At 66.6% G+C, this 19,538-nt stretch carries 19 protein-coding genes; 6 read left to right on the top strand and 13 right to left on the bottom strand.

Features of this window, described 5'->3' with window-relative positions; all coding sequences use genetic code 11:
- Positions 1 to 110 precede the first annotated feature (110 nt).
- Positions 111 to 1,223 (bottom strand): Rv2578c family radical SAM protein, encoded by a 1,113-nt coding sequence (locus tag QF206_RS04430; RefSeq protein ID WP_281487962.1) that lies wholly within the window; start codon positions 1,221 to 1,223, stop codon positions 111 to 113.
- A gap of 80 nt (positions 1,224 to 1,303) precedes the next feature.
- Here QF206_RS04430 and QF206_RS04425 point away from each other — a divergent pair, with 80 nt between their 5' ends.
- Positions 1,304 to 1,693 (top strand): RidA family protein, encoded by a 390-nt coding sequence (locus QF206_RS04425; protein WP_281487961.1) that lies wholly within the window; start codon positions 1,304 to 1,306, stop codon positions 1,691 to 1,693.
- A gap of 143 nt (positions 1,694 to 1,836) precedes the next feature.
- Here the strand turns inward: QF206_RS04425 and QF206_RS04420 are convergent, their stop codons facing one another.
- Complete coding sequence (locus QF206_RS04420) at positions 1,837 to 2,190, bottom strand: iron chaperone (protein WP_281487960.1); 354 nt, start codon at positions 2,188 to 2,190, stop codon at positions 1,837 to 1,839.
- A gap of 60 nt (positions 2,191 to 2,250) precedes the next feature.
- Between QF206_RS04420 and QF206_RS04415 the strand changes: the two genes are divergently transcribed.
- Complete coding sequence (locus QF206_RS04415) at positions 2,251 to 2,526, top strand: acylphosphatase (protein WP_281487959.1); 276 nt, start codon at positions 2,251 to 2,253, stop codon at positions 2,524 to 2,526.
- Positions 2,527 to 3,057: 531 nt separating this feature from the next.
- On the opposite strand, the gene QF206_RS04410 is transcribed toward QF206_RS04415, so the two are convergent.
- The 5 genes from QF206_RS04410 to QF206_RS04390 form a co-directional block, all read right to left on the bottom strand.
- Positions 3,058 to 5,472, bottom strand: coding sequence for an excinuclease ABC subunit UvrA (locus tag QF206_RS04410; protein ID WP_281487958.1), 2,415 nt, complete (start codon positions 5,470 to 5,472; stop codon positions 3,058 to 3,060).
- Between the two features lie 97 nt (positions 5,473 to 5,569).
- Positions 5,570 to 5,983, bottom strand: coding sequence for a VOC family protein (locus tag QF206_RS04405; RefSeq protein WP_281487957.1), 414 nt, complete (start codon positions 5,981 to 5,983; stop codon positions 5,570 to 5,572).
- 5 nt (positions 5,984 to 5,988) lie between these two features.
- Complete coding sequence (locus tag QF206_RS04400; protein WP_281487956.1) at positions 5,989 to 6,435, bottom strand: helix-turn-helix transcriptional regulator; 447 nt, start codon at positions 6,433 to 6,435, stop codon at positions 5,989 to 5,991.
- A gap of 212 nt (positions 6,436 to 6,647) precedes the next feature.
- Positions 6,648 to 8,717 carry a S9 family peptidase gene (locus tag QF206_RS04395; RefSeq protein ID WP_281487955.1) on the bottom strand — a complete coding sequence of 690 codons (2,070 nt, stop codon included), beginning with the start codon at positions 8,715 to 8,717 and terminating at the stop codon, positions 6,648 to 6,650.
- A gap of 5 nt (positions 8,718 to 8,722) precedes the next feature.
- Complete coding sequence (locus tag QF206_RS04390; protein ID WP_281487954.1) at positions 8,723 to 9,499, bottom strand: SDR family oxidoreductase; 777 nt, start codon at positions 9,497 to 9,499, stop codon at positions 8,723 to 8,725.
- 126 nt (positions 9,500 to 9,625) lie between these two features.
- Here QF206_RS04390 and QF206_RS04385 point away from each other — a divergent pair, with 126 nt between their 5' ends.
- The 4 genes from QF206_RS04385 (at position 9,626) to QF206_RS04370 (ending at position 12,372) form a co-directional block, all read left to right on the top strand.
- A complete protein-coding gene (locus tag QF206_RS04385; RefSeq protein ID WP_281487953.1) occupies positions 9,626 to 10,117 on the top strand; it encodes an NfeD family protein in 492 nt (163 codons plus the stop codon).
- Between the two features lie 2 nt (positions 10,118 to 10,119).
- Positions 10,120 to 11,091, top strand: a complete 972-nt coding sequence (locus tag QF206_RS04380) for an SPFH domain-containing protein (protein ID WP_281488135.1) — start codon at positions 10,120 to 10,122, stop codon at positions 11,089 to 11,091.
- 4 nt (positions 11,092 to 11,095) lie between these two features.
- Positions 11,096 to 11,854 carry a glycerophosphodiester phosphodiesterase family protein gene (locus QF206_RS04375; RefSeq protein ID WP_281487952.1) on the top strand — a complete coding sequence of 253 codons (759 nt, stop codon included), beginning with the start codon at positions 11,096 to 11,098 and terminating at the stop codon, positions 11,852 to 11,854.
- 146 nt (positions 11,855 to 12,000) lie between these two features.
- On the top strand, positions 12,001 to 12,372 hold the full coding sequence (locus tag QF206_RS04370; RefSeq protein ID WP_281487951.1) for an RNA polymerase-binding protein RbpA: 372 nt from the start codon (positions 12,001 to 12,003) through the stop codon (positions 12,370 to 12,372).
- 32 nt (positions 12,373 to 12,404) lie between these two features.
- Here QF206_RS04370 and lnt read toward each other — a convergent pair whose 3' ends face one another.
- The 6 genes from lnt to QF206_RS04340 all read right to left on the bottom strand — a co-directional run bounded on the left by lnt (position 12,405) and on the right by QF206_RS04340 (position 19,532).
- The gene (lnt, locus tag QF206_RS04365; protein WP_281487950.1) at positions 12,405 to 13,976 is read right to left on the bottom strand and encodes an apolipoprotein N-acyltransferase; all 1,572 of its coding nucleotides are present in this window, start codon (positions 13,974 to 13,976) and stop codon (positions 12,405 to 12,407) included.
- Between the two features lie 15 nt (positions 13,977 to 13,991).
- Positions 13,992 to 16,442 carry a DEAD/DEAH box helicase gene (locus QF206_RS04360; protein ID WP_281487949.1) on the bottom strand — a complete coding sequence of 817 codons (2,451 nt, stop codon included), beginning with the start codon at positions 16,440 to 16,442 and terminating at the stop codon, positions 13,992 to 13,994.
- 49 nt (positions 16,443 to 16,491) lie between these two features.
- Complete coding sequence (gene tatC / locus QF206_RS04355; protein WP_281487948.1) at positions 16,492 to 17,250, bottom strand: twin-arginine translocase subunit TatC; 759 nt, start codon at positions 17,248 to 17,250, stop codon at positions 16,492 to 16,494.
- 47 nt (positions 17,251 to 17,297) lie between these two features.
- A complete protein-coding gene (gene tatA, locus QF206_RS04350) occupies positions 17,298 to 17,504 on the bottom strand; it encodes a twin-arginine translocase TatA/TatE family subunit (RefSeq protein WP_281487947.1) in 207 nt (68 codons plus the stop codon).
- A 62-nt stretch (positions 17,505 to 17,566) separates the two neighbouring features.
- Positions 17,567 to 18,559, bottom strand: coding sequence for a helix-turn-helix transcriptional regulator (locus QF206_RS04345; RefSeq protein WP_281487946.1), 993 nt, complete (start codon positions 18,557 to 18,559; stop codon positions 17,567 to 17,569).
- The gene (locus QF206_RS04340) at positions 18,552 to 19,532 is read right to left on the bottom strand and encodes a helix-turn-helix transcriptional regulator (protein WP_281487945.1); all 981 of its coding nucleotides are present in this window, start codon (positions 19,530 to 19,532) and stop codon (positions 18,552 to 18,554) included. The genes QF206_RS04345 and QF206_RS04340 overlap by 8 nt, the downstream gene beginning before the upstream one ends.
- Between the last annotated feature and the right edge of the window lie 6 nt (positions 19,533 to 19,538).

The following is a 19,538-nucleotide window of genomic DNA, read 5'->3' as shown; positions in this document are numbered from 1 at the left end:
TTAGAGTCGAGGCGCCCAGCACGCCTCTTACTATTGCGTCGAACGGCGAAGTGCGAAATCGACACGGCGAAGAAAGATCTCCGAAGAGACGTCTTGCAGGTGCAGCGTCATCAGAAAAGCGTCGGCTGCATGATGGCTCGGGCGGCTAGAGCAGGCATCTCAGCGGCGATCAAGCCGGTGCTGCGTGCAGCTCGTGGGGTGGCCGAGGCGGCCGGCCCGGGGGAGGGGCGACGACCGGCGGGACGCGTCTGCGCGGCATCCTGCTTGGAAAGCCGGTGCTTCTTGAGCAGAGGCGCGATTCTGGCGGCGAGCTCGGAACGGTACTCCACCGGCGCGTATGAGCGGCGCGAATACAGCGACCGATAGTAGGGGACGAGTTCGGGATGCCGTTGCCCGAGCCATTGCATGAACCACTCCCGCGCCCCGGGGCGCAGGTGCAACGTGCCGTACACCACACGGCTGGCGCCCGCGGCGGCAATGCGCGAGAGCGCGTAGTCGAGGTGTTCGCGACTGTCGGTGAGCCGGGGAAGGACTGGCATGAGGAACACCGTGGGGCGCAGCCCCAACTCCGCCGCCGCCGTGATGGAGGCGAGGCGTGCCGAGGCCGTCGGGGTGCCGGGCTCGACCGATTGCTGCAACTCGTCGTCGAAGATCGCGATCGACGTGGCGATGTCGACCGGCACCTGCTGAGCGGCCTCGCTCAGCAGTGGGAGATCACGTCGCAGCAGTGTGCCCTTCGTGAGCAGCGACAGGGGAGTGCCGGAGGCCGCGAGTGCCGCGATGATGCCAGGCATGAACCGGTAGCGGCCCTCCGCGCGCTGGTAGGGGTCGGTGTTGGTACCGAGGGCGACACGCTCCCGACGCCACGACGGTCGTCCGAGCTCGGCCGCCAGCACGTCGACGACGTTCACCTTCACGACGATCTGCCGGTCGAAGTCATCTCCTGAGTCGAGCCCTAGGTACTCGTGCGTGCCTCGTGCGAAGCAGTACGTGCAGCGGTGGAGGCACCCCCGCATCGGGTTGATCGTCCAATCGAATGGCATCGAGCTCGACTTCGGCACCTTGTTCAGCGCTGACTTGGCGAGCACCTCGTGAAACGTCACCCCGTCGAAGTCGGGAGTGCGCACCGTGCGCACGAACGTGTCGAGCCGGGCGAGGCCCGGCAACGCGTTCTCGCTCTCGGTGTCAGTGGAACCGTTGACTGCTTGCCCTGCCCAACGCATACTCGTATTCGAACATACGTTCGAGCCCCTCGCAAGCGTTCCTTGGGTGGGCGGCGGGGGAGTTGGAGAGAGGATGCGCCATGCTGACACAGCCCACCGCGATCGATCCGGAAGGCATGCAGCGCAGTGCGGCGTTCGCTCACGGTATGGTCGCGCCAGCCGGGCCGACGCTGTACATCGGTGGTCAGAACGGGGTGGACGGATCGGGTCGGATGCTGGAGGGGCTCGCCGCGCAGACGCAGCAGGCGCTGCGGAATGTGCTCGCCGTGCTCGAGGCGGCTGGGAGCGGGCCCGACTTCGTGGTCAAGCTCACGATCTATCTCGCGCCGGGCGTTGAGGTCAACGAGGCGTACGCCGCCGCGGCTGAAGTGTGGGGTACACGGCGCACATCGGTGACGGTGCTGTCGGTCGCGCCGGCGAAGCCGGGTGCGCTCGTCGAGATCGATGCGATCGCCGCGGCGCCCAGTTGATCAACGGTGTGCAGTTGATCCACGGTGTACAACGAATCGTGCTTCCTGGGCCGAGCAGTGGCCGGCGTCGGTCTGCGCGGGCCGGGACGGGGCAGCGGTCGACCTCGCTAGACCTGACATAATGGTGATTATCGGCGTCTGTTTCAGTGCTGGAGTTGGGCACGCCGGGCTGTGACAAGTGCACGCACGGCATCATCCGGAATCGGGTTCTCTGGCTGGAATCTGATCGTTCCTTTGTCGAGACCGATGCCAGGGTGTCCGTCGAGCTCCGGCGAAACCGCTGTGACGACGTCCGCGCTGTACGGATACACGCCGATGTGCTTCTTCATGCGCATGACCGAGATCAGCGGCTTGCCGTGCAGCGTGAGCGCCGGCATGCCGTAGCCCTCACCTTGCTCGGCATCTGGAGCGACTTCACGCGCGACTCGATACACGTGCTCGATGATCGCGCGATCGCTGTCAGACAGCGTTGCGACGTAGTCGTCGATGGTTCCCACGTCAGCATCCTGACGCCTGACAGCGCTGCGCGGCAGGCAGCTCGGGCGCAGTATCGAGGCATGAGACGCGTCCATGTGCTCGTGCGCGGGGATGTGCAGGGCGTCGGCTACCGCTTCACGATGCAATCCGTGGCACGAGATTCAGATGTGACGGGCTGGGTGAGAAATCGTCGAGACGGAACTGTCGAAGCCGAAGTGCAGGGCGATTCGCAGCACGTCGACCGTGTGCTCGAGTGGATGTCGGTGGGTCCGCCAACCGGACACGTCGAGTCGGTCACGGTCACCGATGTGGAGCCGTTCGACGAGTCAGGCTTCCGACTGGTCGCAACGGTGTGACCGACGCAAGGTCCTCATCGTCAGCTCGCCGCCTGCTTCAGCAACGCTTGGATCCGTTTCCTCGCGGCATCCGTCAACTCCGTGATCGCGAACGACGTCGGCCACATCTCGCCGTCATCCAGGTTCGCGCCTTCGTCGAACCCCAGTGTTGAATAGCGCGTACCGAACTTCGCCGCCGCTTGGAAGAGCAGACGATCTTCCCGTCTTTGAGATAGGTCGGCATGCCATAGCGAAGTTTGGTCGTGAGTTCTGGCACAGTCTCGACGATCAGCTTGTGAACGCGTTCTGTGAGCGAACGGTCCGGCTCCGGAAGCTCGGCTATCGCCTCTCGTACGGCCTGCTCCGGATCTTTCTTGCTCTTTCCCGTGCGGCTCGTTCTGAGTTCGGCCGCGCTCCCTTCATTGCCTTTCGCTCCGCCTCCGAGAAACTCTCAGATACGGTGCCATCTGACTGCTTTGCGCTCATCGTGACTCTTCCCTCTCGTGCGATGTGATTTCGCGGCGCTCCCAGTAGGGCGGACCTGCCGAACAGCTAAGCGACCTTGACGTATTCTGCGAGGTGCTTGCCGGTGAGGGTCGAGCGGTCGGCGATGAGCGCCGCGGGCGTTCCTTCGAATACCACTCGTCCACCGTCATGGCCGGCTCCCGGTCCAAGGTCGATGATCCAGTCGGCGTGCGCCATCACCGCCTGGTGGTGCTCGATGACCACGACGGATCTCCCCGAGTCGACGAGCCGATCGAGCAGGCCGAGCAGATTCTCGACATCGGCCAGGTGCAAGCCGGTCGTCGGCTCGTCGAGCACGTAGACCGCCCCCTTCTCCCCCATGTGCACGGCAAGCTTGAGCCGTTGACGCTCGCCGCCCGACAGCGTCGTGAGCGGCTGCCCGATGGTGAGGTAGCCGAGGCCCACATCGACGAGCCGCTGCAGGATGGCATGGGCGGCAGGGATGCGCGCCTCCCCCTCCGAGAAGAACGACGCGGCTTGGGTCACGGGCATCGCGAGCACCTCGCTGATGTCACGGCCGCCGAGCTTGTACTCGAGCACCTCGGCCTGGAAGCGATTCCCGCCGCACTCCTCGCAGGTGGTCTCGACGCCGGCCATCATGCCGAGGTCGGTGTAGATGACGCCGGCGCCCTTGCACGCAGGGCAGGCGCCTTCAGAGTTGGCGCTGAACAGTGCCGGCTTGACGCCGTTCGCCTTCGCGAAGGCCTTCCGGATCGGTTCGAGCAGCCCCGTGTAGGTCGCGGGGTTGCTGCGCCTGGAGCCTTTGATGGCACCTTGGTCGATCGAGACGACGCCGTCGCGTCGCGATACGGAACCGTGGATGAGCGAGCTCTTCCCCGAGCCGGCCACCCCGGTGATGACCGTGAGCACGCCGAGCGGGATATCGACGTCCACGTTCTGAAGATTGTGGGTGGATGCACCGCGCACCTCGAGCGCCCCCGATGGCCGGCGAACGGCATCCTTCACGCTCACTCGATCGTCCAAATGCCGACCCGTCAGAGTGCCGCTCCCTCGCAGGCCGTCGACGCTCCCCTCGAAGACGACCTCTCCCCCGGCTGTACCGGCGCCCGGGCCCAGGTCGACGACATGGTCGGCGATGGCGATCGCCTCGGGCTTGTGCTCCACAACGAGTACGGTGTTGCCCTTGTCGCGCAATTGCAGCAGCAATTCGTTCATGCGCTGGATGTCGTGAGGGTGCAGTCCGATCGTCGGCTCGTCGAAGACGTAGGTGACATCGGTGAGCGACGAACCGAGGTGACGGATCATCTTGGTGCGCTGCGCCTCACCTCCTGAGAGCGTTCCAGACGAACGGTCGAGACTGAGATAGCCGAGACCGATCTCGACGAACGAGTCCAGCGTCTCGCTGAGCGACTTCAACAACGGAGCGACGGTCGGCTCATCGAGTTCTCGCACCCATTGCGCGAGGTCGCTGATCTGCATCGCGCAGGCGTCGGCGATGCTGAGTCCCTTGATCTTCGAAGACCGAGCCAATTCGCTGAGCCGAGTGCCGCCGCACTCGGGGCATGTGCTGAAGGTGATCGCGCGCTCGACGAACGCGCGGATATGCGGCTGCATCGCCTCCTTGTCCTTGCTCAGGAACGATTTCTGAATCTTCGGGATCAGGCCCTCGTAGGTGATGTTGATGCCGTCGACCTTGATCTTCGTCGGCTCCTTGTGGAGCAGATCATGCAGCTGCTTCTTGGTGAAGTCGCGGATCGGCCTATCCGGATCGAAAAACCCGCTCCCCCGGAAGATGCGCCCGTACCAGCCGTCCATGCTGTAGCCGGGAATGGTCAGCGCGCCCTGGTTGAGCGACAGATTCTCGTCGTACAGCGCACTCAGGTCGAAGTCGGTGACCGAACCGAGGCCCTCGCAGCGAAGGCACATGCCACCGGTGACGCTGAACTCGCGGCGTTCCTTGACGGTAGTACCCGCCCGTTCCATCGTGACGGCGCCGGCGCCGCTCATGGACGCGACGTTGAACGAGAAGGCCTGCGGTGATCCGATATGCGGGCGACCCAGCCGGCTGAACACGATCCGAAGCATCGCATTGGCGTCGGTGACCGTGCCGACAGTCGACCGCGGGTTGGCGCCCAGGCGCTCCTGATCGACGATGATCGCCGTCGTGAGGCCCTCCAGCACGTCCACGTCGGGACGTGCCAGCGTGGGCATGAATCCCTGCACGAACGCGCTGTAGGTCTCGTTGATCATGCGCTGCGACTCGGCGGCGATCGTCGCGAACACGAGGGAGCTCTTGCCGGATCCTGAAACGCCGGTGAAGACCGTGAGTCGCCGTTTCGGGAGCTCGACACTCACGTCCTTGAGGTTGTTCTCGCGAGCGCCCTGCACACGGATCAACTCGTGCGTATCTGCGGGGTGCGCCTGCTCGCGCTCGGGCTTCTCGCTCGGCGAGGTACTGGTGCCGGTCGAGGCAATGCTCATAGGTGTCTCCGTCGGTGAAGAAGTCGTCGCGAGGCGCTGGCCCTGGTGGGCGAAGCGCCGCCGCCGCGGTCTGTCGGGGGTCGGCGTCGCGTTCCGGTCAGTCGCGTCGCTGCTGGATGCGGAGCATGTTGCCGGACGGGTCGCGGAACGCGCAGTCCCGGATGCCGTACGGCTGGTCCGTGGGCTCTTGCACGACCTCTGCGCCGCTCGCCTCCAGCTTCGAGAAGACACCGTCGAGGTCGTCGGTTGCGAGGTTGACGCCGAAGTAGCTGCCCTTCGCCATGAGCTCCAGCAGCATCCGACGCTCATCGTCGGTGATGCCGGGTGCCGCCGTCGGCGGCATGAGCACGATCGCGGTATCGGGCTGATCAGCGGGACCGACGGTGATCCAACGCATGCCCTCGTAGCCCACGTCGTTGCGCACCTCGAAGCCGAGCGTGTCGCGGTAGAACGCGAGCGAGGCATCCGGGTCTGTGTGCGGGAGGAAGCTTTCGTGAATGGTGATGTCCATGTCGATCACGCTACTTTCGCTTCACCTGATGACGCTTCTCGATTCCTGACCGGTCTGGTCACCTGCTTCGCCACGCACGGGGCCATCCCCGCCGTCGACTGAGCGTTCCGTCGATACGCGCTGGGCGGCATGCCGACGAGTTCGGAGAAGCGCGTGCTGAACGTGCCCAGCGACGTGCAGCCGACGGCGAAGCAGACCTCGGTGACGCTGAGATCCCCGCGGCGCAGCAGCGCCATGGCACGCTCGATGCGGCGTGTCATCAAGTAGCTGTAGGGAGACTCGCCGTAGGCGAGCCGGAACTGACGGCTCAGGTGACCCGCGGAGAGATTGACCCCGAGCGCGAGTGCCTCGACATTGAGCGGCTTGGCGTACTCGCGGTCGATCCGATCGCGTACGCGGCGAAGCAGCGCGAGATCGCGCAAGCGCTGGGCCTCAGCCGGCGTGCTGGTCACGTGCGCGATGGTGCCACAGGGGGGCCGGACTTGTCCAGTGATGGCCGACGACGTGCCACCCGTCGGCTGGTGCATTTGGTTATCCGTGAGCGGCTACCGTACGCTCCCGGTCAGGCGCACCGCCTCGACAACGGCGTCTTGACGGTGCAGCCGTGCGCCTGGCACGAACGGCCACGCTTGTTCGCCTCGCGACCAGAGGACGAGACGTCGACTCAGCGGTGCGGGGGGAACATCGGCAACTGGATGATGCCGGTGCGGTTCTCGTCGGTCGGCAGGTGACGGCGCCACCAATTGAGGATCAGCTCGAAGCGCTGCAGCCTGTGCCGAGGCCTGCCTGTGCGCGAGAGCTCATGGTTCTCGCCGGGGAACAGCACCAGTTCGGCATCCGTGCCGTGCTCGCGCAGAGCCTGGTAATAGCGCTCGGCCTGATCCACCGGGCATCTCAGGTCGTCTTCGGAGTGCATGATCAGCGTCGGCGTCTTCACGAGATGCGCTCGGTCCTGGGGGTTCTGCGCCGCGACCAGGGTGCGATCAGTGCCCAAGTACTCCTGCCCGAAAAACGTGCCGATGTCGGAGTTGCCCGCGAACGCCGTCGCGTCGAGGAACCCGCGCTCGACGATGGCGGCCTCGAACCGATGCTCGTGCGATGTGATCCAGGCGGTCAGGTAGCCGCCGTACGACCCGCCCATGATTCCCACGCGGCCGCGATCCAGGGTGCGGTGCCGGTCAAGCGCGCCGTCGAGGAACGCGAGCACATCCTGCATGTCGACGGTTCCCATTGCGTGCCGGATGCTGCGCCCATGCCGCTGTCCGTAGCCCGCCGAACCCCGCGGATTGCACATGACGACTGCGTATCCTGCGCTCGCGTACACCTGCGCCTCGTCGAAGAGGGAGTGCAGATACGAGGCATACGGGCCGCCGTGGATGTTCAGCAGCACCGGATGCGGTCCCTCCCCCTCCGGCAGGACCACCCACCCGTGCACCGGGTAGCCGTCACTCGATGCCACCTCGAGCTCGAGCGCACGACGGATGCCTGCCCGCCGCAGGGGGGCTGAGAAGTCTGTGCGCAGGTCGTATCCGCCGTCGCGCAACACCACCAGATCGCCGTAGGTGTGGCCGGCGGCAAGGGTCAGCGCGATACCGCGACCCTCGGCAAGCGCCTGCGACCCGTTCACCACCACGGCTCCCGATGTCAGCGGAGCCACACTGGTCGTCGCGGCTCGGTCGCCCTCGCGGTGCTCGACGAGCCGCAACTGCACGGTGCCGCGCGTGAGCTCGTGCACGAGCACGCGATTGTCGTCGAGCACGGTCATGCCGGATGCCGCTTGCAGGTCGACGCTTTCCGCGTCGGTCAGTCGTAGCGCGGGCGATGCGCCGTCGAAGCGATACAGTCCCGTGTTCCGCGCGACGAAGTCCCTCGCAGTGTGGCCGAGTTCCTGGGCCAGGAAGAACAGTGCTCCACCGGGCGCGTGCTCGACGAGCGAGATCGCGCGTGGGGGCTCATCGCCCGTGAGGAGCCGCGGAGTCACCGAACGCCGGTTGAGCGCGATGCGCCACAGGTCGGTTCGCAGGTCATCGTCGCGTGACTCGTGCCTCGCAGCGACCGCGACGATCGATTCGGAGTCGGATCCGAAGCAGAACGCGGTGAAGTGGTACTCCCCCGTCGTGAGTCGACGCGCATCCGGCACGGCCGTCGGATGCTTGGGCTTCGGGTCGCGCACGCCCGGTGCGACCGGGTATACCGGTTCGTCGTTCAGCGCCGGAACGTCGAGCACGAAGAGGCGCATGAACCGGTCACTGACGAACCCCACACCATCGGCCCGATAGCGGCGCCTGGTGATGTGGCGCGCGGGCTCCGCCGACGGCGGGAGACCGTCGATCGTGCCGTAACGTCCCTCCTCCGGGTCGAACGCTCTGAACGCGATGCGCTTCGAATCGGGAGACCACCGGAACTCGATGACGCCGAGCGCAGCGTCGGTGAGCGGTCTCGGTTCACCGCCCACGGCATCCATGAGCCAGACCTGCGGGTGCTCGCCTGCAGCCGTCGAGCGCAGGAAGGCGACCATGGTGCCATCCGGTGAGAACTGCGGATCGGTGTCACGGAAGCCGCGAGTGATCCGGCGCTGACGGGCGCGGCCGCTCAACGCGACCTCCCACAACTGACCGACGTACGCGTCGGCGCCGAGGTGCGGGTACGTCGCCGAGACGATCGCGCGGTCGCCGCCCGGATGGACGCTCGGCCGCGAGATGCTCTTGAGAAGGGGCAGCTCGTCGGCTCGCAACGCGATCAGTCCTGAGCGCGCTCGGGCTCGAAGGAGGACGTGTCGCCGACAAGCCTGGTGTGGTCTTCGGGCACGGGATCGACGGCCGCCTGGGCGACCTCTGCCGCGAACTCGCTCACGTTGTACAGACGGCCCGCAGAAGCCTTGCGCTGCTCGATCGCGCCGGGGTTCAGGCGCTCGAGCAGGGTCGCGGTGATGGTGCCCTCGATCATGTCGCCTGAGACCACGACGAACTCGATGCCGGCGGCATCCAGCTCGGGGATCAACTCGCGCAGCGCATCTTCACCGGCACGCTTGCTCAGCGCCACGGGAACGTACTCGGGCATCGTCGGAGTGGTGCGGATGAAGTGCGCCTGGTGGCTCGTCACGAACACGACCCTGCTGCCGCGATCGAGCAGCGGGAGCGCACCCTTGAGCGTGTTCACCTGCGCGTCGCGGTTGAGGCGCATGGCGTAGTCCTCACCCATGCCGCTCTCCATGCCACCCGAGGCATTGAGCACCAGGACGTCAAGGCCGCCCCACTGCTCCTTGATCTGCCGGAACATCTCGGCGACCGAATCGGGGTCGGTGAGGTCGGCGCCCACGGCGATCGCGGAAGCGCCGGTGGCCTCGAGCTCGGCGACGAGCTTCTCAGCACGGGCCGCCTTGTTCCGGTAGTTGATCACGACGCTCGCGCCCGCCGCCGCGAAATACCGCGCCGTATCGGCCCCGATCCCTCTCGACGAGCCCGTCACGAGCGCGCGTTTGCCGGCCAGAGCATCGGGAGCGAGAGCAGCGTTCACAGCATCCGACCCTACCCCAGGGAGCGCTGGCGCCCCTGCGATGGTCGGGAGCCGAGGAGCGCTGTCGCACGGCTCTGGTAGTTTCGGGATCACAGCACGCGAGGTGAAGCGGAGGCACTGTCAGCGATGATCGACGTCACCTCGTACCTGTGGATCGTGTGGCTGATCTTCGTGCTGATCTGCGTCATCATCGAGTTGCTCACGCTCGAGTTCACGTTTCTGATGATCGCGTTCGGCAGCCTGGCCGGTCTCGGTGCGAACCTGCTCGGATGGCCCTGGTGGCTGCAGATCGTCGTGGGTGCGGTGGTCGCTGTGCTGCTGATCCTCACCATCAGGCCGCTGCTGCTCAGAGTCATGCGGCGCGGGGCCGACCCGACGCCGAGCAACGTTCCCGCGCTCATCGGCATGCGCGCTCGGGTGCTCGAACCGGTTGACGCGATCAGCGGGCTCGTGAAACTCGCGAACGGCGAGACGTGGTCGGCACGGCTCGCCACAGCATCCGCCGCCGCGCTCGAAGCGGGCAGCTGGGCCACAGTGGAGTCGATCGCCGGTTCGATCGCCATGGTCGCTCCGGGCGAACCGACTCCTGATCCGTCTGCGACGGAAGAGAGGCAATGACCATGCTCTCCCCTAGTGAGTTCATCGGGCAGTTCTTCATCATCGCGTTGCTGGTGGTGCTGGGCGTCTTCGTGCTCGTCGTGCTGATCCGCGCGATCCGCATCATTCCGCAGGCGTACGCCGGCGTTGTGGAACGGCTCGGCAGATATCACAAGACCCTTCAACCGGGTCTCAACGTGCTCGTGCCCTTCATCGATCGGGTGCGCCCGCTCGTCGACATGCGCGAGCAGGTCGTCTCGTTCCCTCCGCAGCCGGTCATCACCGAAGACAACCTGGTCGTCTCGATCGACACCGTCGTCTACTTCCAAGTGACGGATGCCCGGGCCGCCACCTACGAGATCGCCAACTACCTTGCGGCGGTCGAACAGCTCACCACCACGACCCTCCGCAACGTCGTGGGTGGGCTCAACCTCGAAGAAGCGCTGACCAGCCGCGACGAGATCAACAGCAAGCTGCGGATCGTGCTCGACGAGGCGACTGGGAAATGGGGGCTCCGCGTCAGCCGGGTCGAGCTCAAAGCGATCGACCCGCCGCACTCGATCCAGGACTCCATGGAGAAGCAGATGCGCGCGGAGCGCGACCGGCGCGCGGTCATCCTCACGGCCGAGGGCACGAAGCAAGCTGCGATTCTCGAGGCGGAGGGCAGCAGGCAGGCGGCGATCCTCGAGGCAGAGGGCGAGGCCAAGGCGCGCGTGCTGCGGGCGCAGGGCGAGGCCGAAGCGATCACCACGGTATTCCAGGCGATTCACGATGGGCGGCCCGACCCGGAACTGCTCGCCTACCAGTACCTGCTCACGCTGCCGAAGATCGCCGATGGTGCCTCGAACAAGCTGTGGATCATCCCGAGCGAGTTCAGCGAGGCGCTCAAGGGTGTGGGCGAAGGGCTGTTCGGGGCCTCGCAGCGCGCGGCAGCGGCATCGAGCGCGGCAGGCGCCTCGTCGACTACTCCGCCCGGCTCTGCCCCGATCGTCTGAGCCGATGTACTTCTCGCCCGAGCCGCCGCGCGTTCTCGCACACCGAGGGTTCTCACTCGAGGCACCAGAGAACACCTTGCTGGCGTTCGCGAAGGCGATCGCCGCGGGTTGCACGCACATCGAGACCGACACGCGGGCGACCGCAGACGGCGTCGCCGTGCTCTGCCACGACCGCACGCTGGAACGCGTGGCAGGCGAGGGCCGGCGCGTGTCGTCGTGCACCATGGACGAGCTGAGAGCGATCGATCTCGGCGAGGGTCAGGGCTTCTGCTCACTGGAGGAGGCCCTCAACGCATTTCCGGAGACGCGGTTCAACATCGACATCAAGTCTGCGGATGCCGTTGGCCCGACCGTCGCCGCGATCATCAAGGCCAAGGCGATCGATCGCGTGCTGGTCACCTCGTTCGACGAGGGCCGGCGGCTGAAGGCAGTCAACATGCTTCCCGGCGTGGCCACCTCAGCGGCGTCGCGGAGCCTCGGTGTCGCGTTGATCGCCGCCAAACTCGGGCTCGGCCAGGTCGTGCGAATGGCGTTCAAGGGCATCGGGGCGGTGCAGGCTCCCGAACGCGCCGGAAGGCTCAAGGTCACCACGCGCCGCGTCATCCGCGCCTGGCAGCGCGCCGGGCTCGAGGTGCACATCTGGACCGTGAACGACCAACAGCGGATGCGTGAGCTTCTCGACCTCGGCGTCGACGGCATCGTCACCGATCGGCCAGACCTCGCCTTCGAGGTGCTCCGGGAACGCGGCCAGCATCGGCCCTGACGCGATCGCTCGCGCAGCATGCCGGTCCAACGCCGCACGTCCACCACTTCAGTCACCCCTACCGCCTCCGGCCGCCGAAGCATGGAACAAACGCACAGGTGGACGCGTTATACCTATGAGTTGCGTTTCAGGAAGGAGGCCTCAGCATGGCGGATCGCAGTTTGCGAGGTATGAGGCTAGGAAGCCAGAGTCTTCAAAGCGAGGAGGGCGTCGAGTTCTCAGCGCGTCGACGGGTGACCTATCGCGCGGAAGACGGCACGACGTTCGAGGTGGTCTTCGCGGCAGACGCAGAAGTGCCTGAGACGTGGGAGTCGCCGAAGTCAGGCATCGAAGGGCGTCTGGTGGGCGAGGATGGCGAACTCGTCAAGACCGAAGCGGTCGAGGAGAAGCCCGTGCGCACGCACTGGGACATGCTCCTCGAACGGCGTTCGCGAGCAGAGCTCGAGGAACTGCTCGAGGAGCGCCTGCAGATTCTGCGCGCGCGGCGCGGCCAGCAGCAGCAGAAGCTCGGCGCGTGATGGCGTAGCAGCTTCACTCAGCGAATGAAGGGTCAGCTTCGGCTGGCCCTTTTTCGTGCCGCCACGGCGCCCGATGTGGCGAGCCGGGTCACTCCGAGCGCCGCGACCACCAGGACCGACGTGATAGCGATCGTCCACTCGAGCGGCGCTCCGAGACGCAGCGCCGGTGTCTCGGTCGAGCTCAGCGGAATCTCGCGCACCATGGCGTCTTGGGTGTACCACTCGAGTTGATCGAGAGTCGACCCGTCGGGCGCCACGATGGCGCTCGTGCCGACAGTCGAGATGTTGACGACCGTGCGCCCCAGCTCAAGGGCCCGAATGCGCGCGAAGGCGAGCTGCTGCACGCTCTCGTCGGTGCGGCCGAAGTCTGCGTTATTGGTCTGGGCGAAGATCACCTGGGCGCCGTCGCGCACCGACTCCCGCAGCAGGCCGTCGTCGACGATGTCGAAGCAGATGTTCACCCCCACGCGCACACCGGCGGGCAGTTCGAAGACCGAGTCAGTGGTGCCCGGCGTGTACTCGCGCTGGATCAGCCCGATCAGGTCAGGCGCGAGCGGCTCCCAGAACTCGCGGTCGGGAACATACTCGCCGAAGGGCACGGGGTGCCGCTTGTCGTAGATGTCCGCCAGCCCCTCCCCCGGCAGCCATAGCAATGAGCTGTTATGGATGACATCGGGCTCGCGTTCGGTGATGGTGCCGGCGATGAACGGAGCGTCGAACGTGTCGGCCACGAGATCGAACGCCATCGCGGCGTAGTCGTTTCGCAGCGGATCGAGGTCGGAGCCTCCCTCCGGCCAGACGACGAGATCGACATCCTCCCCGCGCAGCGCCATGGTCGCATCGAGCTGGTCGCGCAGGTTGTCGCCGCTGTCTCGCTGCTGAAAGTACCCGGTCTTGCCATTGCCCTGCACTGCAGCGATCCGCAGCTGACCGTCGATGGTCACAGGGAATGCGGGCGTGCCGAGCATCAGGACGAGCACGACGGATGCCGGCACGAACCGTAGCGTCGCCCGCGCCTGCTGCGTCAGCACGGCCTCGATGGCGAGCGCCACGAAGAACACCATCACGAAGCTCACGCCCGAGACCCCGAGCCACGCGAACAGCGTGCCCAGCGGACTCTCCGACTGCGACTGGGCCACCCTTCCCCATGCGAACCCCCCGTACGGCCACACGCTCTGCACCGCCTCCCGGGCGGTCCAGAGCCCGGCGACCAGGGCGGGCAGGGCGATGAGGCGCACCACGATGCGCCGCCGCAACCGCAGCAGCATCCGGTAGGCGATGCCGATCAGCGTCGCCCCGATTCCTCCGAACAGCGCCATGACCACAGAGAGCGCGGCCCAAGGCACCGGTCCGAGGAAGAGCGTGGCCCACTGGATATGCAGGAGGTAGAAGCTGAGGCTGCCGACGAGGCCGATGTGGAACGCCCAGCGCGCGGGTTGATTGCGCAGCGCGAGCAGCATCATGGCGATGCCGAGGAATGCCAGTGGCCAGACGCCCAGGTCTGGGAACGCCGCGTCGAGCACAGGGCCGGAGGCCGCCGCGAGCAGCAGTGCGACCCAGGAAGGGATCGTCGGTCGCGGGTCGAGGGGCAATGGCGTGTTCATCGGGCTCGATCGAGCCTACGCGACACTGCTGTACGCCACGACGCCGCGGCGCACCGCTTCGAGCGCCTGTCTCGCCACCCGGTCGACGGGACTCTGCGCCACCACTGAGAGCTGGTCGAGCAGGTCGATGGTCTGCTTCGCCCAGCGTACGAAGTCACCTGCAGGAAGATCTGCTTCGCGCAGCACCTCATCGAGACGCCCGCCCTTGGCCCACCGGTGCATCGCGAGGCACAGCCCGGTCGCGAGCGGCTCACTGCCGGGAAGCTTGTGGTCGTGCTCGAGGTCGTCGAGCCTCGCCCAGAGGTCACGCGTCTCGTCGAGCGCTTCTCGGAATCGTCCGCGGGGAAGGTCGGCGTCGTGCTGCGACCCCTCATCTCGTCGAGGTTCGTACACGATGGCTGTCGCCATCGCGGCCAACGAGGGCGCGTCCAAGCCGTCCCAGACGCCTCGCCGGAGACTCTCGGCCACCAGGAGGTCGCGCTCTCCGTAGATGCGGCGAAGCGCGCGGCCGTGCTCGTTCAGCACGATGCGCCCGTGCTGGTCTCGTTCGAGATACCCGCCCTCGAGCAGCACATCGACCACGCGGTCGAAGACCTTCGCAACCGCGCCGGTGCGTCCTTTGATCTGCGAACTGAGCCGATCATGCTCGCGCTTGAGACGCCACCAACGCTCCGCCCAGCGGGCATGCGCCTCGCGATCGGCGCAGCTGTGGCACGGATGCTGCCGCATCCGTTTCCGCAACGAGGTCAATTGGCGCTGCCTGCGTTCCCGTTCGCCCCGGCGATCGGCGGGAACGCTCCGTCGCTCCAGATCGCTGAGCTCGCGCCGCATGGCGGCGTACTCGCGGAAGTCGCCGAGGTGGCACTGCATGGCTTCCTCATACCCGCTCAACGACTGCTCCATCTCGCGCACCTTGCGAGCGAGGTCGACGACGGAGCGGTCGGCTTGGAACTGGGCGAAGGAGCTCTCGAGAATGCGTCGAGCCCGTTCCCGACCGAATTGCTCGATCAGGTTCACGGCCATGTTGTACGTCGGTTTGAAGCTCGAATTGAGCGGGTAGCTTCGGCGGGACGCGAGAGCGGCGACGGCCTGCGGGTCGAGCCCTGACATCCATTGGATGACCGAGTGGCCCTCGACGTCGATGCCGCGACGACCGGCTCGGCCCGTGAGCTGCGTGTACTCCCCCGGCGTGATCGGTACGCGGGCTTCGCCGTTGAACTTCTCGAGCTTCTCAAGCACGACCGTGCGAGCGGGCATGTTGATGCCGAGCGCGAGCGTCTCCGTGGCGAACACGGCTTTGAGCAGCTTGCGCTGGAAGAGCTCTTCGACGACCTCCTTGAATGCGGGCAGCAAACCAGCGTGGTGAGCCGCGACTCCGCGCTGCAGCCCGTCGAGCCACTCCCAGTACCCCAGGACGGCGAGGTCTTCGTCGAGCAGGGTTCGGCAGCGCTCCTCGGCGATGGCGCGGATCTCGTCGCGCTCGTGCCGTTCGGTGAGGCTCACACCGGCTCGGAGCACCTGGCGCACCGCCGCGTCGCAGCCGGCTCGGCTGAAAATGAAGAAGATCGCCGGCAGCAGCCGTTTCGACTCGAGCAGGCGGACGACATCCGGGCGGTCCATGCGTTCGAACCGGCCGGGCCCCTGGGGTCCGCGACCGCGATGGCGCCGGTCGCGCGCCGAAGGGTGGCCTCGGCCCGTGCGATCCGCCCGGTTCGCGGCGTTGGTGAGGCGGATCAGTTCGGGATTGACACGGTTCGCCGACACGTGCGCCGGGTCGGTGTCGAAGAGGTCGACGAGCTTCGTGCGCACGAGCACGTGCTGGTCGAGCGGTACCGGACGCTCCTCTGAGACGATCACGTCGGTATCGCCTCGCACAGCCTGCAGCCAGTCGCCGAACTCCTCGGCGTTCGACACCGTGGCGCTCAACGAGACCATGCGCACCTGCCTGGGAAGGTGGATGATCACTTCCTCCCAGACGGCGCCTCTGAAGCGATCTGCGAGGTAGTGCACCTCGTCCATCACGACGAACCGGAGGTCCGGCAGCAGGTCGCTGTCGGCGTAGAGCATGTTGCGCAGCACCTCGGTAGTCATCACCACGATGCGCGCGCTGCTGTTCACCGAGGTGTCGCCGGTGAGCAGGCCCACCTCTTCCGGTCCGTACTCCTCGACCAGCTCATGGAACTTCTGGTTGCTCAGCGCCTTCATCGGCGTCGTGTAGAAGACCTTCGCGCGCGCGTCGAACATGGCGAGGAAGACCGCGAACTCGGCGACGATCGTCTTGCCGGCGCCGGTCGGCGCCGCGACCAGCACGCTTCGGCCGGCCTCGAGGCTCTCGCAGGCGGCGAGCTGGAAGGGGTCGAGGTCGAAGCGCTGACGGTCGCGAAACGCCTGCAGCCGAGGGGTCGAACTGCGGCTGCGGGATGCCGCATACCGCTCCGCGGGAGAGAGCGCCTCGGTGCCGGTCATGGTGCCTCCGCAGAGCCGCGGTCGGAGCGAGTCATGTGGAGCACCGTGCTCAGGCCTCGGCCAGGCCCGCGTCGAAGGCGGCCGCGTCTCGCTTCGCCATACGACGATCGTGCAGCCAGGCGACACCCGCGGCAATGAAGTAGAGCAGCACCATGGGAATCATGAGGAGGAACATCGACAGCACGTCTGCGGCCGGAGTGGCCATTGCGGTGAACACGGCGATCACGAGCACCGCGACCCGCCAGCCCTTGAGGATGGCCTGAGCGCTGAGCACACGTGCGAAGTTCAGCAACACCAGGAAGACGGGGAGCACGAAGGCGACGCCGACCGCGAGCAGGAGCTTGATCGTGAAATCGAGGTAGGTCTTCGCGGTGAGCAGGGAGACGTCTTCAGCCGGGGCGAAGCTCGTGAGCAGCGTGACCATATTGGGCAGCACGAGCCAACCCGCGAGGCAGCCGCCGAGGAAGAGCGGCACCGCGCTGCCGAGGAACCCGATGGCGAACTGCTTCTCGCGGCGCTGCAGAGCGGGCATGAGGAACGCCCAGATCTGGTAGAGCCAGACAGGGCTGGCGATCACCAACCCCACCGCGAACGCGATCTGGAGCCTGGTGTCGAATGCCTCGGTGACATAGGTGTAGCTGATCTCAGCAGTGCGGCCTTGTTCCTCAGCGATCCGAAGCACTGGCTCGCGCAGGCGCGCCCAGACCCAGTCGGCGACGATGAAGCCGCCGACAGCCGCCGCGACGATCGCCGCGGCCGAGATGAAGAGCCGTTTGCGCAGTTCGAGCAGATGCTCGCCGAGGGACATCCTCGCTTCGCGGTTCGAGCTCCGTTTCGCGCGACCCGCCACGCTGCCTACTGCTTCGATTCGGTCTCGGAGGTCGGCGCGTCGCCGGCGCCGGTCTCGGCGTCGCCCTTCTGCTCGGTCTTGACCTCGTTCTTGAAGATCTTCATCGATTGACCGAGGCTTCGTGCGAGGGCGGGCAGCTTGGGAGCGCCGAAGAGCAGCAGGATGATGACCAGCAGAATGATCGCGTGCCAGCCGTTGAGGTTAGCGAACATGGGAGCACATCCTTCGAGTCGTTGCGGTGCCAGCGGTCAGTCTAGCCACCATGGCTGTGGACTCAGGCGTCGTATGCCGCACGCGCGTCGCGCGCCCAAGCGCGCACCGCCTCGCGCGCCTCCGGAGGTGAGAGCACTTCGACGAGTCCGGGAAGCGCTGCAACCTGACGCTTCAAGGTGTGGAAGTGCGCGACCCGGGTCTCCACGCGAACCCGGTCGCCCGCGGCCGCGATCTCCGCATCATCGGAGACGAACTCGCCCAGGAGAGGCAGCGCGGCCGGCACGACCTCGAGGGTCACCACCACGCTCGCCTCGGCATCGTTGAACAGCCTGTCGTCCACGAGCCGATGCACGGCTGCGGCTGCGGGTCGCCCGGTGTCTGCCGCCTCGTCGAGAACGCGCACCTCCGACATCCGATCGAGTCGGTACGTGCGCACCGCCTCGCGTTCGACATCCCAACCGCGGAGGTACCAGTCGTTGTCGACCGAATCGACGCGCAGCGGTTCGACCCGTCGCTCGTGTCCCTCCCCCTTGGCGTTGCGGTACCAGAACGCCAGGCGGCGGCCGTGCTCGACAGCCGACCTGATGATGGCAAGCGCCCCATCATCGGTCGAGGCCTCGATCGATACAGCACTGATGGCACCTGAAGCGCCGCGCGAGAGTTTGTCGGTCAGCGATGCGATCGCCGCTCGGTCGGATGCCTCGGGCAGCGCCGCGAGGTATTGCAGCCCCGCGATCAGCGCCGATGCCTCGCGAGCCGAGAGCCGCGGTGCGTCCTCGATCGCGACCAGATTCGTGAGCACGATGATGTCGTCCTGCTCGAAGTCGTCCCAGGCGATGTCGAAGAGGTCGTCGGGCTGGTACGCCTTGGTGGTTCCCGGGACGCCGGTCACGACGAGCAGTCGTACGGCCTCGCGGATCTGGGCCGCGTCGACATCGAAGTGCGCGGCTGCCTCCGCGACCGAGACACGGCCGCGATCACGCAGATACGCGACGAGCGAGAGCAGGAAGGCGAGCTTGTCCTGCGCGTGCGGAAGCCGTGGGTGCTCAGCCATGGTCTCCCCCGACGCGATCGAGCCGTGAGCGCACGGCGCGCTTCAACTCCTCGGGTGCGATGACGACGACCTCCGGCCCGTATGAGCAGAGCTGATCGGCGAGCACAGACAGATCAGTGAAGTGCACGACGAGCAATCCGTCGTCGCGCCTGCTCGTTCCCGGACGTCGGAGCAACCGCGACTCGGCATCCGTGGATGGCTGTGCCTCGAGGAGTGCCGACTGCTCGGCCCAGAGCTTCTCCAGTTCCGCGCGTGATTCCGCGGCGGGATCCCCGTCACGCGCCGGCAGTTCGGTCTTGGTGATGGTGACCGGCGTGGTGATTCGCGACAGCAGGAACGTCTTCCGCCGGCCGGTGCCGGGTTCTTCGGCGTACAGGTGCCAGAGCTCGGCGAACCGCGTGAGAGCGAGCGGTGCGAGCTCGCGCTGGGTCGCCGCATCCTCGCCCGGCTTGAGGTACCCGAAGCGTACGACGCGCCGCTTCTCGATCGCGGAGCGCAACGGTTCGAATGCGGCGTCGCGCACCCGGAGCCGAGGCGCGTACTGCAGCGCGAGCTCGGCTGTGTCGACGCCGAGCCCGGAGAGCTTCAGCATCGCGCGGCGCGCCTCGGCCGATGCCGCGCCGTCACGCCACACCATCGCGGCGAGCTTGAGCAGCGCGCTCTCCTCAGGCGTGAACGCGATGTCGTGCGGCAACTCGTACCCGACGCGCGGGATGCGATACCGCGTGTTCTGGTTGTTCCCGGGCTCTCCTGGCGGCTCGAGCGTCTCAAGAGGAACGCCGAGCTCGCGGATGTCGTCCTTGTCGCGCTCGAACTGCCGCTCGAGGTTCGTGAGGTCGCCGCCGAACTCGTAACGCTCGCGGTACCCCTGAACGGTCGAGAGGATCTCGTTCTTGGTGAGCCCGTGCTCGCTCGTGAGCAGGGCCAGCACCAGGCTGAACAGGCGCTCCTCAGCGCGAATCCGCTCGGCCATGCGGCC

The sequence above is a fragment of the Ruicaihuangia caeni genome (genome assembly GCF_029952955.1).
GTDB lineage: Bacteria > Actinomycetota > Actinomycetes > Actinomycetales > Microbacteriaceae > Ruicaihuangia > Ruicaihuangia caeni.
This window is presented reverse-complemented; position numbering and strand designations above follow the sequence as displayed.

What these genes read in the sequence shown, in the direction of transcription:
- QF206_RS04430 (WP_281487962.1), bottom strand. Translation starts at nt 1,223, where the DNA reads ATGCGTTGGGCAGGGCAAGCAGTCAACGGTTCCACTGACACCGAGAGC.
- QF206_RS04425 (WP_281487961.1), top strand. Translation starts at nt 1,304, where the DNA reads ATGCTGACACAGCCCACCGCGATCGATCCGGAAGGCATGCAGCGCAGT.
- QF206_RS04415 (WP_281487959.1), top strand. Translation starts at nt 2,251, where the DNA reads ATGAGACGCGTCCATGTGCTCGTGCGCGGGGATGTGCAGGGCGTCGGC.
- QF206_RS04410 (WP_281487958.1), bottom strand. Translation starts at nt 5,472, where the DNA reads ATGAGCATTGCCTCGACCGGCACCAGTACCTCGCCGAGCGAGAAGCCC.
- QF206_RS04405 (WP_281487957.1), bottom strand. Translation starts at nt 5,983, where the DNA reads ATGGACATCACCATTCACGAAAGCTTCCTCCCGCACACAGACCCGGAT.
- QF206_RS04385 (WP_281487953.1), top strand. Translation starts at nt 9,626, where the DNA reads ATGATCGACGTCACCTCGTACCTGTGGATCGTGTGGCTGATCTTCGTG.
- QF206_RS04380 (WP_281488135.1), top strand. Translation starts at nt 10,120, where the DNA reads ATGCTCTCCCCTAGTGAGTTCATCGGGCAGTTCTTCATCATCGCGTTG.
- QF206_RS04375 (WP_281487952.1), top strand. Translation starts at nt 11,096, where the DNA reads ATGTACTTCTCGCCCGAGCCGCCGCGCGTTCTCGCACACCGAGGGTTC.
- QF206_RS04370 (WP_281487951.1), top strand. Translation starts at nt 12,001, where the DNA reads ATGGCGGATCGCAGTTTGCGAGGTATGAGGCTAGGAAGCCAGAGTCTT.
- lnt (WP_281487950.1), bottom strand. Translation starts at nt 13,976, where the DNA reads ATGAACACGCCATTGCCCCTCGACCCGCGACCGACGATCCCTTCCTGG.
- QF206_RS04360 (WP_281487949.1), bottom strand. Translation starts at nt 16,442, where the DNA reads ATGACCGGCACCGAGGCGCTCTCTCCCGCGGAGCGGTATGCGGCATCC.
- tatC (WP_281487948.1), bottom strand. Translation starts at nt 17,250, where the DNA reads ATGTCCCTCGGCGAGCATCTGCTCGAACTGCGCAAACGGCTCTTCATC.
- tatA (WP_281487947.1), bottom strand. Translation starts at nt 17,504, where the DNA reads ATGTTCGCTAACCTCAACGGCTGGCACGCGATCATTCTGCTGGTCATC.
- QF206_RS04345 (WP_281487946.1), bottom strand. Translation starts at nt 18,559, where the DNA reads ATGGCTGAGCACCCACGGCTTCCGCACGCGCAGGACAAGCTCGCCTTC.
- QF206_RS04340 (WP_281487945.1), bottom strand. Translation starts at nt 19,532, where the DNA reads ATGGCCGAGCGGATTCGCGCTGAGGAGCGCCTGTTCAGCCTGGTGCTG.